The 17,792-nt window shown below is 42.2% G+C and carries 16 protein-coding genes; 15 read left to right on the forward strand and 1 reads right to left on the reverse strand.

Annotated features, from left to right (window positions below):
* Positions 1–12: 12 nt before the first annotated feature.
* The 3 genes from rpmA to proB all read left to right on the forward strand — a co-directional run bounded on the left by rpmA (position 13) and on the right by proB (position 3,012).
* Positions 13–270 (forward strand): 50S ribosomal protein L27, encoded by a 258-nt coding sequence (gene rpmA, locus F607_RS0104300; RefSeq protein ID WP_027707084.1) that lies wholly within the window; start codon positions 13–15, stop codon positions 268–270.
* A gap of 278 nt (positions 271–548) precedes the next feature.
* The gene (gene cgtA, locus F607_RS0104305; protein WP_027707085.1) at positions 549–1,742 is read left to right on the forward strand and encodes an Obg family GTPase CgtA; all 1,194 of its coding nucleotides are present in this window, start codon (positions 549–551) and stop codon (positions 1,740–1,742) included.
* Between the two features lie 127 nt (positions 1,743–1,869).
* Entirely contained in the window at positions 1,870–3,012 is a 1,143-nt protein-coding gene (gene proB / locus F607_RS0104310; RefSeq protein ID WP_027707086.1) for a glutamate 5-kinase, read from the forward strand.
* Between the two features lie 94 nt (positions 3,013–3,106).
* Here proB and rpsT read toward each other — a convergent pair whose 3' ends face one another.
* Positions 3,107–3,376, reverse strand: coding sequence for a 30S ribosomal protein S20 (rpsT, locus tag F607_RS0104315; RefSeq protein ID WP_027707087.1), 270 nt, complete (start codon positions 3,374–3,376; stop codon positions 3,107–3,109).
* 464 nt (positions 3,377–3,840) lie between these two features.
* Between rpsT and murJ the strand changes: the two genes are divergently transcribed.
* The 12 genes from murJ (at position 3,841) to F607_RS0104375 (ending at position 17,748) form a co-directional block, all read left to right on the forward strand.
* A complete protein-coding gene (murJ, locus tag F607_RS0104320; RefSeq protein WP_051310870.1) occupies positions 3,841–5,421 on the forward strand; it encodes a murein biosynthesis integral membrane protein MurJ in 1,581 nt (526 codons plus the stop codon).
* A gap of 92 nt (positions 5,422–5,513) precedes the next feature.
* Complete coding sequence (gene ribF / locus F607_RS0104325; RefSeq protein ID WP_230400363.1) at positions 5,514–6,449, forward strand: bifunctional riboflavin kinase/FAD synthetase; 936 nt, start codon at positions 5,514–5,516, stop codon at positions 6,447–6,449.
* A gap of 45 nt (positions 6,450–6,494) precedes the next feature.
* The gene (gene ileS / locus F607_RS0104330) at positions 6,495–9,317 is read left to right on the forward strand and encodes an isoleucine--tRNA ligase (RefSeq protein ID WP_027707090.1); all 2,823 of its coding nucleotides are present in this window, start codon (positions 6,495–6,497) and stop codon (positions 9,315–9,317) included.
* 114 nt (positions 9,318–9,431) lie between these two features.
* The gene (lspA, locus tag F607_RS0104335; protein ID WP_051310872.1) at positions 9,432–9,941 is read left to right on the forward strand and encodes a signal peptidase II; all 510 of its coding nucleotides are present in this window, start codon (positions 9,432–9,434) and stop codon (positions 9,939–9,941) included.
* A 16-nt stretch (positions 9,942–9,957) separates the two neighbouring features.
* Positions 9,958–10,461: an FKBP-type peptidyl-prolyl cis-trans isomerase gene (fkpB, locus tag F607_RS0104340; RefSeq protein ID WP_051310874.1), complete on the forward strand. Its 504-nt coding sequence runs from the start codon at positions 9,958–9,960 to the stop codon at positions 10,459–10,461.
* 2 nt (positions 10,462–10,463) lie between these two features.
* Positions 10,464–11,426, forward strand: a complete 963-nt coding sequence (gene ispH, locus F607_RS0104345; protein ID WP_027707093.1) for a 4-hydroxy-3-methylbut-2-enyl diphosphate reductase — start codon at positions 10,464–10,466, stop codon at positions 11,424–11,426.
* Positions 11,426–11,569: a hypothetical protein gene (locus F607_RS33970; protein WP_157365377.1), complete on the forward strand. Its 144-nt coding sequence runs from the start codon at positions 11,426–11,428 to the stop codon at positions 11,567–11,569. The genes ispH and F607_RS33970 overlap by 1 nt, the downstream gene beginning before the upstream one ends.
* A 559-nt stretch (positions 11,570–12,128) precedes the next feature.
* The gene (locus F607_RS32525) at positions 12,129–12,632 is read left to right on the forward strand and encodes a GspH/FimT family pseudopilin (RefSeq protein ID WP_051310875.1); all 504 of its coding nucleotides are present in this window, start codon (positions 12,129–12,131) and stop codon (positions 12,630–12,632) included.
* A gap of 50 nt (positions 12,633–12,682) precedes the next feature.
* Positions 12,683–13,306: a type IV pilus modification protein PilV gene (gene pilV / locus F607_RS32530; RefSeq protein WP_084611095.1), complete on the forward strand. Its 624-nt coding sequence runs from the start codon at positions 12,683–12,685 to the stop codon at positions 13,304–13,306.
* Position 13,307: 1 nt separating this feature from the next.
* Entirely contained in the window at positions 13,308–14,087 is a 780-nt protein-coding gene (locus tag F607_RS34540) for a PilW family protein (RefSeq protein WP_027707094.1), read from the forward strand.
* 13 nt (positions 14,088–14,100) lie between these two features.
* Positions 14,101–14,571: a PilX N-terminal domain-containing pilus assembly protein gene (locus F607_RS0104370; RefSeq protein WP_027707095.1), complete on the forward strand. Its 471-nt coding sequence runs from the start codon at positions 14,101–14,103 to the stop codon at positions 14,569–14,571.
* A 21-nt stretch (positions 14,572–14,592) separates the two neighbouring features.
* Positions 14,593–17,748 carry a VWA domain-containing protein gene (locus tag F607_RS0104375; RefSeq protein WP_027707096.1) on the forward strand — a complete coding sequence of 1,052 codons (3,156 nt, stop codon included), beginning with the start codon at positions 14,593–14,595 and terminating at the stop codon, positions 17,746–17,748.
* Positions 17,749–17,792: the final 44 nt, after the last annotated feature.

Here is a 17,792-nt window from a genome sequence, read left to right on the forward strand (position 1 = left end):
GGAGACTGAAGCATGGCTCACAAGAAGGCCGGGGGTAGTACCCGTAACGGACGCGATTCCCAGAGTAAACGCTTAGGTGTTAAGCGCTTTGGTGGACAGCTGGTACCAGCAGGCAGCATTATCGTGCGTCAACGTGGCACACGTTTTCATGCTGGTGAAAACGTAGGTATGGGTACAGACCACACCTTGTTTGCTAAAGCTGAAGGCCGAGTGGTTTTCGAGGTTAAAGGCCCTAAAAACCGTAAATATGTACGGATTGAAGCGGCATAAAATCGCCTTCCAGTTTTTAAGAAAAGCCCCGCTCTGTCGGGGCTTTTTAATTTCAACACCTAAACTCAAGTATACCCTTCGCGAATCAACTTTAGGGTTTGTTGCCTTCGTTTTTTACCTCAGTCACTTATTTATATAAGCTTCTGGGGCTTCATCACTTGACGGCTGCCCCTAAAAATCCTTCGCTTTAGGTATAGAAAAGATGGTGGCAATATTTTTTGGCGCGAGTAGGATGACTGTCTCCTATTTGGGTGCGATCTGTGAAAGGTGGTTAAAACATGAAGTTTGTCGATGAAGCTTCCATTTATGTTGAGGCTGGAAACGGTGGTGATGGATGCTTGAGTTTTCGGCGTGAAAAGTTTGTCGAGAGAGGTGGCCCAGATGGAGGAGATGGCGGTAATGGGGGGAGTGTTTATTTAATAGCTGATAATGACCTCAACACGCTTGTAGATTATCGCTATCAGCCTAAATATCGTGCTGAGCGTGGAGAAAATGGCCGTGGTCGCAACTGCTCTGGCAAAAAAGGCAGTGATATTGTCCTGAAAGTTCCAGTTGGGACCACAATTATTGATGAAGATACGCGAGAGGTTATTGGTGACCTGACTAGTGTGGGTGACAAACTGTTAGTCGCCAAAGGTGGTCATCATGGCTTAGGTAATACTCATTTTAAGTCCAGTACTAACCGTGCTCCTCGGCGGACAACAAAAGGGACGCCAGGCGAGAAGCGTAATTTACGTTTAGAGCTAAAGGTTATAGCTGACGTTGGCCTACTTGGGATGCCTAATGCAGGCAAGTCTACTTTTATTCGTTCAGTATCTCATGCGAAGCCCAAGGTTGCAGATTATCCTTTTACAACGCTGGTGCCTAACCTCGGAGTGGTAAAAATCGAGCAGCACCGAGGTTTTGTGATTGCTGATATTCCAGGATTAATAGAAGGTGCATCTGAGGGAGCTGGCCTTGGTATACGCTTTTTGAAGCATTTGGCGCGTTGCCGTATTTTGCTGCACTTGGTTGATATTGCACCTATGGATGGTAGTGATCCTGTGCAGGTAGCCAGTGCAATTATTCAGGAGCTGGAAAAATTTAGCCCAGCTTTAGCGGCGCGTGAGCGATGGTTGGTGCTGAATAAGGTTGATGTTGTGTCTGCAGAAGATTTGGCTGTAATAAAGCAAAATATTGTGGATGCACTGGGCTGGCAGGGGCCTGTTTATACTGTCTCAGCTTTGGCTAGAAAAGGTACTGAGCAGCTTTGTCAGGACATTATGAATTACATTGAAGCCAAAGCTGAAGAAGAAGCATCTAACCCTGATGCAGCTGCTGAAGAAGCAGACTTTAAAGCGCAAATGGAAGCTGAAGCTCGAGAGCAAATGCGCATTCTGGTTGAGCAGCGGCGAGCGCGTAAGCAAGCGGCTAAACAGCAAGACGATGATGATAATGATGACGATGATGTAGAAGTTTTATATGTACCCTAAACAATAAAGGCTGTTTTCGTGTTTGTCTGCCTTTCACGAATTAACAATTTTTTTGGCTAATTAAATGGCTGTCAGGCAATGATTTATTTGTCAAGTTCAGGCTAACGTTCTCATGTAGTTAACTTTCATGCAGCAAGATAATCAAAGAGAAAAACTGACTAAAGCGAAACGCTGGGTTGTCAAGATAGGCAGTGCCCTGCTCACCGCAAATGGTAAAGGCTTAGCCACTGAAGCAATGCAGCAGTGGGTAGAGCAAATAGCTACATTGCGTAAGCAAGGCATAGAAGTTGTGCTGGTTTCTTCTGGGTCAGTAGCTCAAGGAATGGTTAGACTGGGCTGGGCTTCTCGACCGAGAGCCATTCATGAGCTACAAGTGGCTGCGGCAGTAGGGCAGATGGGGTTGATTCAGGCTTATGAAAGCTTTTTCCGGCAGCATAATATCTCTCCCGCACAAGTGCTTCTCACCCATGCTGATCTATCTAATCGGCAGCGTTATTTAAATGCCAGAAGTGCTTTACGTACTATGTTGGAGCTAGGTGTTATTCCAATCATCAACGAAAATGATACGGTTGCTACAGATGAAATACGCTTTGGCGACAATGACACCTTAGGAGCACTGGTAGCTAACCTAGTTGAGGCAGATCTTTTAGTCATTTTGACAGATCAGCAAGGTCTTTATGATGCAGACCCCAGAACTAATAAGGATGCCAAGCTAGTAAGTACAGCACCGGCTGCCAGTAAAACACTGGATAATATGGCTGCTGGAAGTGCCGGTGCATTAGGTCGTGGTGGCATGATGACGAAGGTGCGTGCTGCAAGGCTAGCTGCCCGGTCAGGGGCGCATACCGTTATAGTGGGTGGTGCTCAGTCCGATGTTTTAACGCGAGTAGCGGCTGGTGAAGACATTGGCACACTGCTTACACCTGAGCAAGAACGATTAGCTGCTCGTAAGCAATGGCTGGCAGGACACCTGCAAACTCGAGGACGTTTGGTCATTGATGCTGGTGCTGTAAGAGTATTGCTAGAAGAAGGGCGGAGCTTACTACCAGTTGGCGTCTCTGCTATAGAGGGAGGCTTTCAGCGAGGGGAGATGGTGACCTGTGTAGATTTGCAAGGTGTGCCTATTGCAAATGGCCTGGTGAACTACAGTGCAGATGAAGCAAGGCAGATTATTGGCAAGCCGAGTCATCAGATAGAAGGGATTTTAGGGTATGTGGATGAGCCAGAGTTGATTCATCGGGATAACCTTGTATTACTAACGGATGGGTAAGGTGAGGTGGTTAGGATCAAGGTTTGTTTAGCTGAGTGAAATTTGGCAGGCAAAAAAAAACCGGCGACAGCCGGCTTTATCAGGCTAGTTAGCCTTAAGCTTCAGCTAAAGCCTTGACCTTAGCAGACAAGCGACTCTTATGACGCGCTGCTTTGTTTTTGTGAATGATGCCTTTATCGGCCATTCGGTCAATCACAGGTACTGCAGCAGTGAATGAAGCCTTAGCTTGTTCGATATCTTTGGCTTCAACTGCAGCAATGACTTTCTTGATTACTGTACGTACATGAGAGCGCAGGCTGGCGTTATGCTGACGGCGCTTCTCATTCTGACGTGCACGTTTTTTAGCAGAGGGGGTATTTGCCACCGTCTTGCTCCTTGAATGCTATCACCATATAAAATTAGACGCGCAACTATGCCCATTTGGTCTGTCATTGTCAATATTTGTCCAGTAAAACGCGCGCTTTTATCACTGAGCTTAAGGTTGAGAACCTTGGCTTGCTACAAACGAGACTCACGCTATTTACCCAAGCTCATCAGTCAAGTCTTGCTAAAAGAACAGCTGCTGTATTTCAATGTGCGTCTATTGAATACAAAGTTGGCGAGTTTGTTGTGTGCTTGAGCATAGCTGGGCAGACTTTGGGCAATAGGGTTTTAGAAAGACGATTTTTATAAAATACAGTGCATTTGTGAGAGCCCTCCTTTTTTACAAAGTGCTATGGGTTGATGGCTAAGTCACTTTTGTGATGTAAGAAAAAGTTATAATAAGTCCCTTTTTTAGCTTATACCCTTCGCAGAGGGTATAGATACTACCTGTTTGGATACCATGCAATGAGTGAAACTGAACCTTCACGTCAAGAAAAACCTGCTAAGCCTACTAAGTCATTTGGTCTGCTGCGTTCCAGTGCCATAGTGGGCGTGATGACTTTGTTATCAAGAGTCATGGGGCTAGCACGAGATATTGCAATTGCCAGCTATTTTGGCTCGAAAACAGAAGCAGATGCTTTTTTTGTAGCTTTTAAAATCCCTAATTTTTTTCGGCGTCTATTTGCAGAAGGTGCATTTTCCCAAGCCTTTGTTCCTGTGCTAACTGAGTACCACACAAAGCGCTCATTTAGTGAGGTGCAAGAGCTTGTAAGGCGGACCATGGGGACATTAGGTGGAGCATTATTAATACTAACCAGTATTGGTGTCTTGGCTGCTCCGTTGATTATTACCATTTTTGCACCAGGGTTTCGGCAAATGCCAGAGAAACTCTCATTGACAGCAGAAATGCTTCAAATCACTTTTCCCTATTTGATGCTGATATCGCTAACGGCTTTATGTGGCAGTGTATTGAATAGCTTTAACCGTTTTGCTATTCCTGCGTTTACGCCTGTTCTTCTTAATGTAGCATTAATTTTGGCCACATTGTTTATGACACCCTGGTTTGATGAGCCAGTTATGGCGCTGGCTTATGGGGTGATGTTGGCTGGTATTGCGCAACTGTGCTTTCAGCTACCATTTTTAGTACGGCTGCAACTCTTCTCATGGCCGCGTTGGGGGTGGCACCATGAGGGCGTTCAGCGGATTATGAAGCTGATGGTTCCAGCTTTGTTTGGTGCATCGGTTTATCAGATAAGTGTGCTGTTTGATACGGTCTTAGCATCATTGCTGGAGACGGGCAGTATTTCTTGGTTGTATTACTCTGAGCGTTTGACTCAGCTTCCTCAAGGTATTTTTGGTATTGCCATTGCCACGGTTATCCTGCCTAGCTTATCGCGTAAACATGCGGAGCAATCTTCAGAGAGCTTTTCACGAACCATTGACTGGGCTTTGAAACTAGTCTGTTTAGTGGGAATTCCATCGGCCCTGGCGCTATTTATTTTGGCAGAGCCACTCATTGCTACCTTATTTCACTATGGAGCAATGCAAGACAGTGATGTCTTTAATGCCGCGAAAAGCCTTCGTGCTTATACTCTGGGGTTAGTTGCCTTTATGTTGATTAAAGTACTGGCGACTGGCTACTTTTCGAGGCATGACACCAAAACCCCTGTTCGTATAGCTATTAAAGCAATGTTTGCCAGTATGATTTTAAATGTCATTTTGGTTATTCCGCTTAAACATGCAGGTTTGGCGCTAGCAACCTCGCTTTCTTCACTGCTGAATGCTGGCATGCTCTATTGGGGATTGCATCGTATAGGCGTGTTTAAGCTTCAGCCTGGTTGGCGGCTACTGAGTTTGCGTATGCTTATGGCAAACAGCCTGATGGTATTAGTGGTTTATAAGTTAATGGCTGATGTATCTCTTTGGTTGAGCTGGGGGTGGATTGACCGTGCTTTACAGATTGCCTTGCTAGTATCTGCTGGAGTATTGGCGTATGCTGCCGCATTGTTTCTCAGCGGATTTAAACCCCGACATTTAGCCCACTGAAGCTTGCATTGATAGTTCCAATGGTTGTGCTTTTGAATTCCAGGTGTTCAGCACTAGGACCCTGCTATATAATGGCTGGCCCTGGAGTGTAAGTGAGTAAAACAATGGAACTCATCCGTGGTTTACATAACCTCAAACAACAGTATGGCAGTGTTGTCACCATTGGTAACTTTGATGGTGTGCATCGAGGGCATCAGGCTATTCTAAATCAATTGAAAGATCAGGCTGAGCAGCTTGGACTTCCATCTGTTGTCGTATTGTTTGAGCCACAGCCTAGAGAGTTTTTTGATGGTCAAAATGCTCCCGCTCGACTGACCTCCTTAACCGAAAAGCTTGACCTCCTTAAGCGATACGATGTCGATAAAGTGCTTTGCCTGCATTTTAATCGTCAACTCCGAGCCTTCACTGCAGATGAGTTTATCCAGCGTATTTTATTGAGCGGGCTGGCGATGAAGCACCTTGTAGTGGGTGATGATTTCCGTTTTGGCTGTGATCGGAGAGGTAACTTCCAGCTCCTGAAAGAGTATGGTGAACAGCATGGTGTTAGCGTAGCAAGCAACTGTAGTGTGCTGTTTCAGGGCAAACGGATTAGTAGTACCTGGGTTAGGCAAGCTTTGCAGGAAGCGGACTTTGAGCTTGCAGCACAGCTTTTAGGGCGACCCTATGCCATTCAAGGCCGTGTTATTCGAGGGCAACAGTTAGGGCGGACGCTTGGTGTGCCTACTGCCAATATTGCGTTAAAGCGTTGCCAGTTACCACTTCAGGGCGTGTATGCGGTAAAAGTTCATGGGTATAGCTGGCACCCCTTAAACGGTGTCGCGAATATCGGTTGGCGACCAACTGTTGTCAGTAAACAGCCCATGCTGGAAACACATTTATTAGATTTTTCTGGTGACTTGTATCGTAAGCGGCTTGCGGTAGAATTTGTCAGCAAACTGAGAGATGAACAAAAGTTCTCGTCTATCAATGCCTTACGCGAGGCAATCGAAAAGGACATTGTGATGGCTCAACAATTGTTCCACCGATGATCATCAATAGGTAAAAGCAAACTTGAGTACTTGGTATAAACAATCATGACTGACTATAAATCGACGCTGAACCTACCTAAAACGAGCTTCCCTATGAAGGCGAACCTGGCGCAACGCGAGCCTCAAATGCTCAAGCGCTGGTACCAAACAGGGTTGTATCAAAAAATTCGTGAGGTCAGCAAAGGTCGAGATAAATTTATTTTGCATGATGGCCCACCTTACGCCAACGGTGATATTCACATTGGTCACTCAGTCAACAAGATACTCAAAGATATTATTATCAAGTCAAAAACCCTATCTGGTTATGATGCACCTTATATACCTGGTTGGGACTGCCATGGCTTACCTATTGAGCACAAGGTAGAAGGTAAAGTCGGTCGTGCCGGTACTAAGATAGACCACAAGGCATTTCGCCAAAAGTGTCGTGAATATGCCATGAAACAGGTGGAAGGACAGCGTAAGGATTTCAAGCGCTTAGGTGTTTTGGGCGACTGGGATAACCCTTACTTAACAATGGATTACACGTTTGAGGCGAATATTATTCGTGCTCTGGGGCGTGTAGCTAAAAATGGTCACTTACATAAAGGTGAAAAGCCCGTTTACTGGAGTGTAGTGGGTGGTTCGGCATTGGCTGAAGCAGAGGTTGAATATCAGGATAAAACTTCGTTTTCAATCGATGTGCGCTTTACGCCAGAGGATATTGAAGCATTTTTGTCTGCCTTTGACCTCAAGCAAGCACCAGTAGGCAAGGTGTCAACGGTAATCTGGACAACAACCCCTTGGACATTACCTTCTAACCAAGGTATTTCACTTCATCCGGACTTAACCTATGCCTTGGTTCAAGCCGACTTTGGTCTGGGGCAGGAAGTGATCATGCTGGCTGAGCCAATGGTTGAGTCGGTGATGGCACGTTATGACGTCAGTGATTATCAAATCATTGGTACTGCTGAAGGTGGCAAACTCGATAAGTTGAGGGTTGAGCATCCTTTCTACGATCGAGTTTCTATGCTGATGATGGCTGATCACGTCACTACGGATAGTGGTACAGGTGCTGTTCATACTGCGCCAGATCATGGCCCTGATGACTTCGTAGTGGGACAGCGTTATGGTTTAGGCACACTTAAACTGGTGGATGATCACGGTGTATTCAGCGAAAAGGCTGGGCAATTTGCAGGTGAGCACGTTTATAAAGTAGATGAAAAAATTGTTGCTGAACTTGAAGTGCGTGGCGCATTGCTGCGTCAAAGTAAGTTGCAGCATAGTTATCCCCACTGCTGGCGAACTAAAACGCCATTGATTTATCGTACGACACCTCAGTGGTTTGTCAGTATGAATAAGAATGGCTTGTTAGATAAAGCTAAAGCTGCAGTAAAACAGGTGAAGTGGACCCCAGCCTGGGGACAAAATCGCATGGAAGTCATGCTGGAAAGTAGTCCCGACTGGTGTATTTCTCGGCAACGGACTTGGGGCGTGCCTATCACTTTATTTGTACATAAAGAAACACAGGAATTGCACCCAAATACTGAAGCCCTCATTGAGCAAGTTGCTCTGAAAGTTGAGCAGCAAGGAATGGATGCTTGGTTTGACTTGGATCCTAAGGAACTTTTGGGCGCTGAGGCAGAGCAATATACCAAAGTGACGGATACGTTGGATGTCTGGTTCGACTCTGGCGTTACTCATGCGGCTGTGTTAGAGCATAGAGATGAGCTTCGCTTTCCTGCGGACCTTTATTTAGAAGGCTCAGATCAACATCGTGGCTGGTTTCAATCATCACTGAAGACGGCTATCGCTACTCGTAATGAGCCACCTTATCGTGCAGTACTGACCCATGGTTTTACGGTTGATGCGCATGGCCGCAAGATGTCTAAGTCATTGGGCAATGTGGTCGCGCCTCAACAAGTGATGAATACGTTAGGTGCAGATATTCTCCGTCTATGGGTAGCTGCGACGGATTATAGTGGCGAAATGACAGTTTCTGATGAAATCTTAAAGCGTACCGCTGATGCTTATCGTCGTATTCGAAATACAGCACGTTTCTTATTGGCTAACCTTAATGGCTTTGATCCTGCTAAAGATTTACTGCCTGTTGATGAGCTATTAGCCCTCGACCGTTGGGCTGTTGATCGTGCTTGGCAGTTACAGGAAGAAGTCAAAGCGGCCTATGATAACTATCAGTTCATTGCGGTTTATCAGGCGATTCACCATTTTTGCAGCCTAGACTTAGGTAGCTTTTATCTGGATGTTATCAAAGATCGTCAATACACCACGCAAGCGGATAGTTTGCCTCGGCGTAGTTGCCAGTCTGCGATGTACCATATTGCTGAAGCCTTTGTGCGTTGGGTTGCACCAATCCTGAGCTTCACTGCAGAGGAGATTTGGGAAGCCTTACCCGGTGAACATACTGAGTCAGTATTGTTTTCAACCTGGTATCAGGGGCTACAACCTTTACCAGAAAGTAGCGAAATGGGTGCTAGCTATTGGCGTACCATTCAGGACGTTAAGCAAGTTGTTAACAAAGCACTGGAAAATGCGCGTGTCGAAGGCTTAATTGGTGGAAGCTTAGCCGCTGAAGTTGAGCTTTACTGCTCACCTGACCTTAAGGCTGAATTGAGCAAACTAGGTGATGAGCTACGCTTTGCCTTGATTACATCATCAGCCACACTGCTAGACATTGATAGTGCTCCCGCAGATGCAGTTGCCACTGAGTTTGATGGCTTATCTGTTGTTGTTAAGTCTTCAGCACATAATAAGTGTGTTCGCTGCTGGCATCAGCGAGAAGATGTGGGCCATCATCATGAACACCCTGAGCTTTGTGGTCGATGTGTAGACAATGTCACAGGCAGAGGTGAACATAGACAGTACTGTTGATCTCAGCATTGAGACGTGGTTTTTTGTATAAGTTGTTTACGCATAAAATGGGGCTTTCTCCTAAAGGAGAGCCCCTTTTTTACTTAAGTACGATGACTTAGGACTAGACGAATAATGGAGCAAGCATTGAATCCAGAAAAAGCAGAACAGGTAGAAAAAGGTATGCTGCACTGGTTGTGGCTATCTGTCTTGGTCATCATTTTGGACCAAGCATCAAAAGTATTTGTACAGAGTCAGCTGGAAATGCATGAGTTTGTCCCAGTGTTACCTGTATTTGGGTTTACCTTAGCCTATAACACAGGTGCAGCCTTTAGCTTTTTGAGTGAAGCTTCTGGCTGGCAGCGTTGGTTTTTTAGTCTAATTGCTGTGGGGGTTAGTGCAATTCTGGTTTTTTGGCTTAAGCAGTTACCTAAAAATGATCGTTGGCAAGCGGTTGCTTTCGCGCTTTTGTTAGGCGGTGCGCTTGGGAATTTATATGATCGTTTGGTGCTAGGGCATGTAGTTGATTTTTTGCTTGTGCATTGGGAAAACCATATGTTTCCTGCGTTTAATATTGCAGATAGTGCTATTACTATTGGCGCATTTATGTTGATTATTGACTTATTTCGTAAGCCCTCACGCTAAGAAAGGAAAAGTGTAGATGACAACATCTGGTCGTGAAATAAATGAAGAGGTCTCGGCTATCAGTGGTGTGGTAAACCGAATCGGTAGCCATAGCGTTGTTGAGCTGCACTTTGCCCTTAAGCTAGAAGATGGCTCAGTAGTGGATTCCACATTTGAAAAGCAACCTGCCAAATTTACAATGGGAGATGGTAACTTACTACCAGGGTTTGAGCAGGCATTATTAGGTTTGCCTGAAGGGGTTCGACAAGAGCTGCTCATAAAGCCTGAGCAAGGTTTTGGTATGCCTAACCCTAATAATGTGCAAAAAATAAAGAAAGAACAGTTTGCACAAGACATGGAATTAACTGAAGGGCTGATGGTGTCATTTGCAGATGCCAATAAAGCTGAATTACCTGGGGTAATTAAGACATTTGATGAGCAGTGGGTGTGGGTTGATTTTAATCACCCGTTAGCAGGTAAAACCCTTACTTTTGATGTGCAGATCATTGCTGTGCACCCAGCAGACAAAGTGAGTGACTAGCCATGACTTTTTCAGTGAAATTAGCCAATCCTCGCGGCTTTTGTGCAGGTGTTGATCGTGCTATAGCTATTGTTAACAGAGCCTTAGAGTTGTTTGAGCCACCAATCTATGTACGTCATGAAGTTGTACACAATAAGTTTGTGGTAGATGATTTACGTAACCGGGGAGCAGTTTTTGTTGATGAACTGGATGAAGTTCCTGATAGCATGATTGTTATTTTTAGTGCACACGGTGTATCCAAAGCTGTTCAGCAACAAGCAAAAGATAGAGGCTTAAAAGTTTTTGATGCTACTTGTCCATTAGTCACAAAAGTCCACATGGAAGTAGCTCGTTATAGTCGGGATGGTTATGAGTGTGTATTGATAGGACACAATGGGCATCCTGAAGTTGAAGGGACAATGGGCCAGTTTGATCACAGTTTTGGTGGCCGTATTTACTTAGTTGAAAACGAAAAAGACGTTGAAAAGTTACAGATTGATAATCCAGGAAAGCTAGCTTATGTAACCCAAACAACGCTTTCGATGGATGATACTGCTAAGGTTATTGATGCATTACGAGACCGGTTCCCATCAATTAAAGGTCCCCGTAAAGATGATATTTGCTATGCCACCCAAAATCGCCAAGATGCAGTAAAAAGCCTTGCTAGTGATTGCGACTTAGTTTTGGTAGTAGGTTCACCTAATAGCTCTAATTCTAATCGGCTACGAGAACTTGCAGAACGAATGGGAGCTCAGGCCTACCTTATTGATACCGCAGATGAAATTAGTGAGCACTGGCTGAAGGGTAAGTCATCAGTGGGTATTACTGCGGGGGCATCAGCCCCTGAAATACTGGTAAAAAATGTTATTGAGCGACTGCAAGCTCTTGGCGCAAAAGAAGCCCCCAATGAATTAAAAGGCAGAGAGGAAAATGTAGTTTTTTCAATGCCTAGAGAGCTTAGAGTAAAAACGATAGAAAATACCTAATGACTTTTGCTGCAGAAGACCATCCTTGGTCTCTGCTGCATATGGTTTTCTCAACACTTCCTTTACAACCTCACTCAAGTACAGCAAACCCACTTTTTGCAATTACCCAATTACAAGTCAAAGGCAGGGATAACCTGCGTTAAACTGTTTGCTACCAAGGTACGGTAACCAAGTCCCCAAGGAAAAATTTACCGCGTATTAAACGGGAACTATAAATACTATGGAAAAAGGTCATTTATCGCTAGATTACCCTGCCAAAAAGCCATTCGCACAGAAAAAAGTTTAAGAAAACATTTCATTTATAGTGGAAGAAGATCTATCGGATTTAGATTGTTGCTCTATTTCTCAAAAATAAGATTTGTACTAAATAAAAAATAGCTTTCTTTTAAGTTTATGAAACTGGTTTTCCGTTAATGTTAAAAAAAATGCCGCTTATCTTCAGATAAGATTTTATAAAGAGGAACCTTTTGGTAATTATTTTGTGCCTTTTATCTATGATTTTTGATTAACTTTATGATTTGTATAGATAATGTGATTATTTCTTTTTGATATAAATTATTAATTGCTTAGATTCTGCTTTTATTTATTGTTAGTTCAGTCCTGAAAATTGATTGATTATCGATCGATAGCCTTTCTATAACATATTTCCTGCTTCAATCTATACTGTGTGAATGATGATGTTCTGCAAAGAAGTAAGAATATATGTTCAAAAAAAATAATGGATTTACCTTAATTGAGTTGCTAGTTACTGTCACTGTACTAGGTATCATCCTTGCTATTGCTGTTCCTTCTTTTGATGCAATGATTAGGAATTACAGACTGCAAAGTGCGACGAGTCAGCTAGTCGACAGCATTAATTTAGCCAGAAATACTGCGCTTAGTAGCAATCAAGTAATAACAATTGAGGCTTCAGGAACTGGAACCGATCAAAGCTGGAATAATGGTTGGGTAATAAGTAGAGGCACAGAGGAAGTTCGTGTTTTCGAAGAGGTTGCGGGTGCTACGGTAAATGCAACCACAACTACGACATCAACTTCAGGTACATCTGGAACACCTTCAACCACTACAACAAATATTACTGAAATAGCATTTGCAGGAAATGGTAGATTAAGTGCACCGAATACTGGTGCTGCGTTTACAGTAACTGTTGGCACAGAAAACCGTACTGTAAATGTGAATTTATCAGGGCAAACGCGAGTACGTTAAATAGTTAATTTGGACTGATAAAAGTTACCAAGTGTTATTGGATTATTAACATGAAAATAAACGTTAGAGGAATTTCGCTAATAGAAGTGTTAATCACTATTTTAGTGATTGGCATTGGTTTGCTCGGGTTGGCAGGATTGCAGTCTGTATCCATGAAAAATACTTATCAAGCTTCTCAACGTTCACAGGCTATGTGGTTAGCGCAAGAAATAGCAGAAAGAATGCGTGCAAATCCAGCAGGGAAAGAAGCTGGATTTTATAGTACTACGGGCACTACAAATAAGTTTGGTGCTAGAACACCTAATAACTCCACAAAGTGTGGAACAAAACCAACCAAAATGTGTAGCGCATACTCTAACAATGGAGCGGGTTTTGCTACGACAGCTGCTGCAACAGATTGTTCTGCTGAAGAAATGGCAAGCTACGATGCGTGGGAACTAATGTGTGGTCAATCCTATACTGAGAAAACAGTGAATTCTTCTGTCATTGATACGTTACCCGAGTTAACAGCGACAATTACATGTGCTGATGCAGATACTGGGGATACTCTTCCTTGTTCGGCTGGTTCTGATATTAATATTAATCTTCGTTGGTTTTCTACTCAGCGTCTTGGAACCGATGCTGATGCACCTGTGCAAGATGATAATAATGTTAATTTAAAAGTGAGACTCTAATATGTTTGCGAATAAACAGAAAGGATTATCGCTAATCGAGTTAATGATCGCTTTAGTATTAGGTCTTTTATTAGTGGCAGGAGTCATTCAGATATTTTTAGGTACCTCCCAAACCTATCGCTTAACGGGTGATATTGCACGTGTACAAGAAAATGCCAGATTCGCATTAGATATTTTGGCGAGAGATATTCGCATGGCAGGTTACAGTGACCCGGATAAAGGTGAAATTTTACCTTTTTTTGCAGTAGATTCAGCGGATTGTCCTGAAAATGACGATAATAACTGCTCAACGAATGCCGATGATGTAAATAACTCAGATCGTCTAGCAGTAGTGTTTGATCCAATCAATAACGCAGATTGTATAGGAAATGGTGTTGATGCCGATGATGTAATTATTAACCTCTATTATATTGATGAAGAAGATGGAATTGCGAGCCTATATTGTCGAGGTTGGAATAGAACAGATAGTGCATGGGTCAGTACACCTCAGCCACTTGTGGATGGTATTGAACGAATGCAAGTTCTTTATGGTGTAACTAATACAGCAGGCAATGCTATTCAGCAATATGTTAATAGAAATGATGTCACTGATTGGACCAAAGTAAGAGCAGTGCGTGTCGGTTTGTTAGTCAGCACGGGTGCTTTACGAGGATCAATAGAATCGAAAAGTAGAAGCTATACAGTATTAGACAGTGGAAAAATTGATATTAATGATAATATTCCTCGTTACATTTATACAACGACGGTGGTGATTAATAACTCTTCATCAGACTTTCTTTAGGAGTAATAAAGTGATGGAAAAACAAAAAGGCTCGGCATTAATTGTTAGTCTGATTATATTAATTATTTTAACAGTTATTGGGTTTTCTGCTTCAAGAACAACAGTTTTAGAAGAGAGAATGGCTTCAAACTCACAAAACAAACTTAAGGTTTATCAGCTTGGTATTTCTGAGCTTAATGCTCAATTTGTAGGAATGCGCTCTGATCCTAGTGAGTTAGTAAAAGCGATTAAGAGTAAAGGTACCCCTCAAACTCAAACAGCAAAAGTTGAGGATAAAGTAACAGTGGGTGCTACAGATAAAAAAGTTTCTGAGGTTGATACAGAATTAACTTATATATCTGATGCAAGTATTCCTGATGGAGAGGATTTACCTGAAACAAGAGCCTATCGTTATCATCTTGATACAGAAGTTGAAGTAATCAATGCAAATGTACAAACTGACCAAACACTGGGTTTTCAGTATGAAATTAGAACTGGTGGATAGTAGTCATAAAGGATTTTAACTATGAAGAAGTTATTATGTACCCCTTTACTTTTTTTATCATTGTTTGTGATAGCTGATGATACGGAAATATTTACGTATACTGCTGAAACTCCAGATGATGAAAGTAAGTCAAATGTACTATTTATGCTAGATAATTCTGGAAGTATGAGAGGTAGTAGGTTAACTCAGCTTAAAACGGCTACTACAAATATTATTAATAAGCAGAAAGATGGTAGTGTAAATGTTGGTTTAATGATTTTTAATACTGATAGTGGTGGTAAAATTTATAAACCAGTAAAAGAATTAACAGCTAGTTATAAAACTGAGCTAGTGAATGCAGTTAATGCGTTAAGAGCTACTACTTGGACACCATTATCTGAAACTTTATACGAAGCATATTTATATTATAATGGAAAAAAACCTGAGTTTGGTGGAAGTTATACGGGTGTTTCTGGCGTACTAAATAGTAGTGGTAACTATGTCAGCCCAATCAAACATAAAGGTGTTTGTGGAGTATCCAACAGTATTATACTATTCACTGATGGTGCTCCAACCCAGGATACTGAAGCAAATGATGAGATTGAGAAGCTTATAAAACCTATTCCTAATTCAGATTACCCTGCTAAAAAGACAGGGCTTAATAAATTAGCCAAAAAATGTAGTAAGAAATCGTGCCTTGATGAGCTAGGTTGGTACCTTGGTCGTCAAGACAATAGCGCCTCTGTTGAAGGTGTCCAAAAGATCCCTGTACATACTATAGCTGCATTTGGTATAACAGAGACTTCTACTGAAGGAAGATTATTAAAAAGTACTGCAGAGTACTCTGAAGGAACATTTGCTTTAGCGAGTTCTACATCCGAAATAGAAGCAGCTTTTAGTTCGGCATTAGTCTCTATTAAAGAAGAAACTTCCACATTTGTAACACCCTCAGTATCTTTAGATTATTTTAATCCTCTGCAACATAATAATGAGCAGTATTATGTTATGTTTAAAGCAAGTAAAAATGCTGATTGGGGAGGTAATTTAAAAAAATACAAACTAGTAAATGGTATTTTAACAGATCAAACTTTTACTGGGGATGAGTCAAGTGTCACAGCAGCAAACTCCATTCTTGTAGATGGAAAAATAAAGGATACAGCACGTAGCTTTTGGACTAGTACAAGTGGTGATCCTGATGGAAATGATGTAACAAAAGGAGGGATGATTAGTGTACTGCCAACTAGCCGAACACTATACACCAATGTCACTACTGCAGAAATAAATGTAAGTGCAAATAAAATAGTTGCCGATAACTCAAATTTGGTGAGTCAGTTTGGTCCAGGAATTGACACTATTGATCAAGTTAATGAAGTTGTTAATTGGTTAAATACAAGTAAGAAAATAGGTGACCCACTACATACAAGTCCAACCGTGATTACTTATTTTACGGAAGAAACTACAACTGGCTCTACAACGATAAAAAACTATGACTCGACTGTTTTCTTTGGAACAAATCAAGGCTTTTTACATGCAGTTGATACGAAAACAGGTATCGAAAAGTTTGCATTTATTCCAAGTAAGCACTTGAAAAATATTGTAGCTTATAAAAATGCAACGTCAGGAAAAGTATATGGTTTAGATGGGCCAATTACCCCATGGGTTAATGATGGAAATGGAAATGGAAAAATTGTTACAACTATTAATGGAAATACTGCTGATACTGACTCTTCAACTTCTCCTGCAACCACTGACTTTGCTTATTTGTATGTGGGAGAACGACGTGGTGGAAGAAGCTACTATGCTTTAGATGTTACAAACCGTTCGGCACCAACATTAAAATGGACTATCAGTGGTGGTGGAACAACAGGGGATTTTTCTGAGCTTGGTCAAACTTGGTCAAAACCAAGCTTAGCAAAAGTTAAATTAAATGGAGTCGTCAAGGATGTTCTATTTTTTGCTGGCGGATATGACCCTGCAAACGATGTTGGAGATCCTGCCACTCATAAGCTAAATAATGTTGATTCAGCTGGGGCTTCGACATCAAAAAGCTCAATGGGAAGAGCTATTTATATGGTTGACGCTAAAACAGGAGATCGTTTATGGTGGGCGTCAAGTACAGCAACGGCTACAAATGGACTTCAACTGTCAGAAATGAAATATAGTATACCTGCTGATTTAACCGCTTTTGATATTGATGGTGATCAGCTTGCAGATCGGATTTTTGTTGTTGATATTGCAGGTCAGCTATGGCGCTTTGATCTTAATCATGAAAACTCGGGCGTGAGTGATTTTGCTACAGGTGGAATTATTGCTAAATTTTCAGGAGATGATTCTCCAAATTCACGGCATTTTTTCAATGCGCCTAGTGTCGCTTTAATGAGAGAAAGAGGACAAAAGGAGTATTTGGCAATAGCTGTTGGTTCTGGTGTTAGATCAAATCCTTTGAATGAAGTAATTCAAGATAAGTTTTTTTTAATAAAAGACTATAATGTGTACTCTTCTCCTCCTGCGAGCAGTTCTGGTACCTCAACAAGTCCTGACTATTCATATGTTGGTTCTGAGGTTATTAAAGAAAGTAACTTATATGATGCCACAGCAAATAATGTAGCTGCATTAGTTTCTAGTTATGAAGGGCTATCTGATTCTGATAAAGCAGATTCGAGTAATACAACTGTTCAGAAGTATAATTCGTTAAGTAAGTATGGATGGTATATAAATGTTCATGATTTAAATGATACTGCTGATGTTAAGGGCGAAAAAGTTTTGGCAAAAGCTTCAATAACTTCAGGGGTTATCTTTTTCACGACTTATCAGCCAAATGTAGTTGTTCCGTCCAACCCATGTGAACCAACTACAGGTAAAGCTCGAATGTATGCGATAAGTATAAAAGATGCGGCAACGCCTGCTAGTTTGATTAGTGATCCCACCCAAAGGTCTAAAAGGCATATAGTACTTTCGACGACGGGTATTCCTGGACGTCCTGCAGTTCTTCAACAGCCTGGTGGTACAAGTGGTGGTTCATCAGGTGGTATTGTTAAGCGGGTTTGTGGTGGACCTGGTGAGTGTTTAACACCTCCAAGTGAAAATCCTTTACAAAAGGTGTTTTGGCGTGAAAATCTGGAAGACGCTGGCACAAGTTCAAGTTCAAGTTCAAGTTCAAGTTCAAGTACTGGAGGTACTCCAACTACTACTCCATAATGAGTCAGTTGTAAGATACAAGACAATCTAAAACCTAACCAATA

The sequence above is a fragment of the Zooshikella ganghwensis DSM 15267 genome, from assembly GCF_000428585.1.
Classification (GTDB): domain Bacteria; phylum Pseudomonadota; class Gammaproteobacteria; order Pseudomonadales; family Zooshikellaceae; genus Zooshikella; species Zooshikella ganghwensis.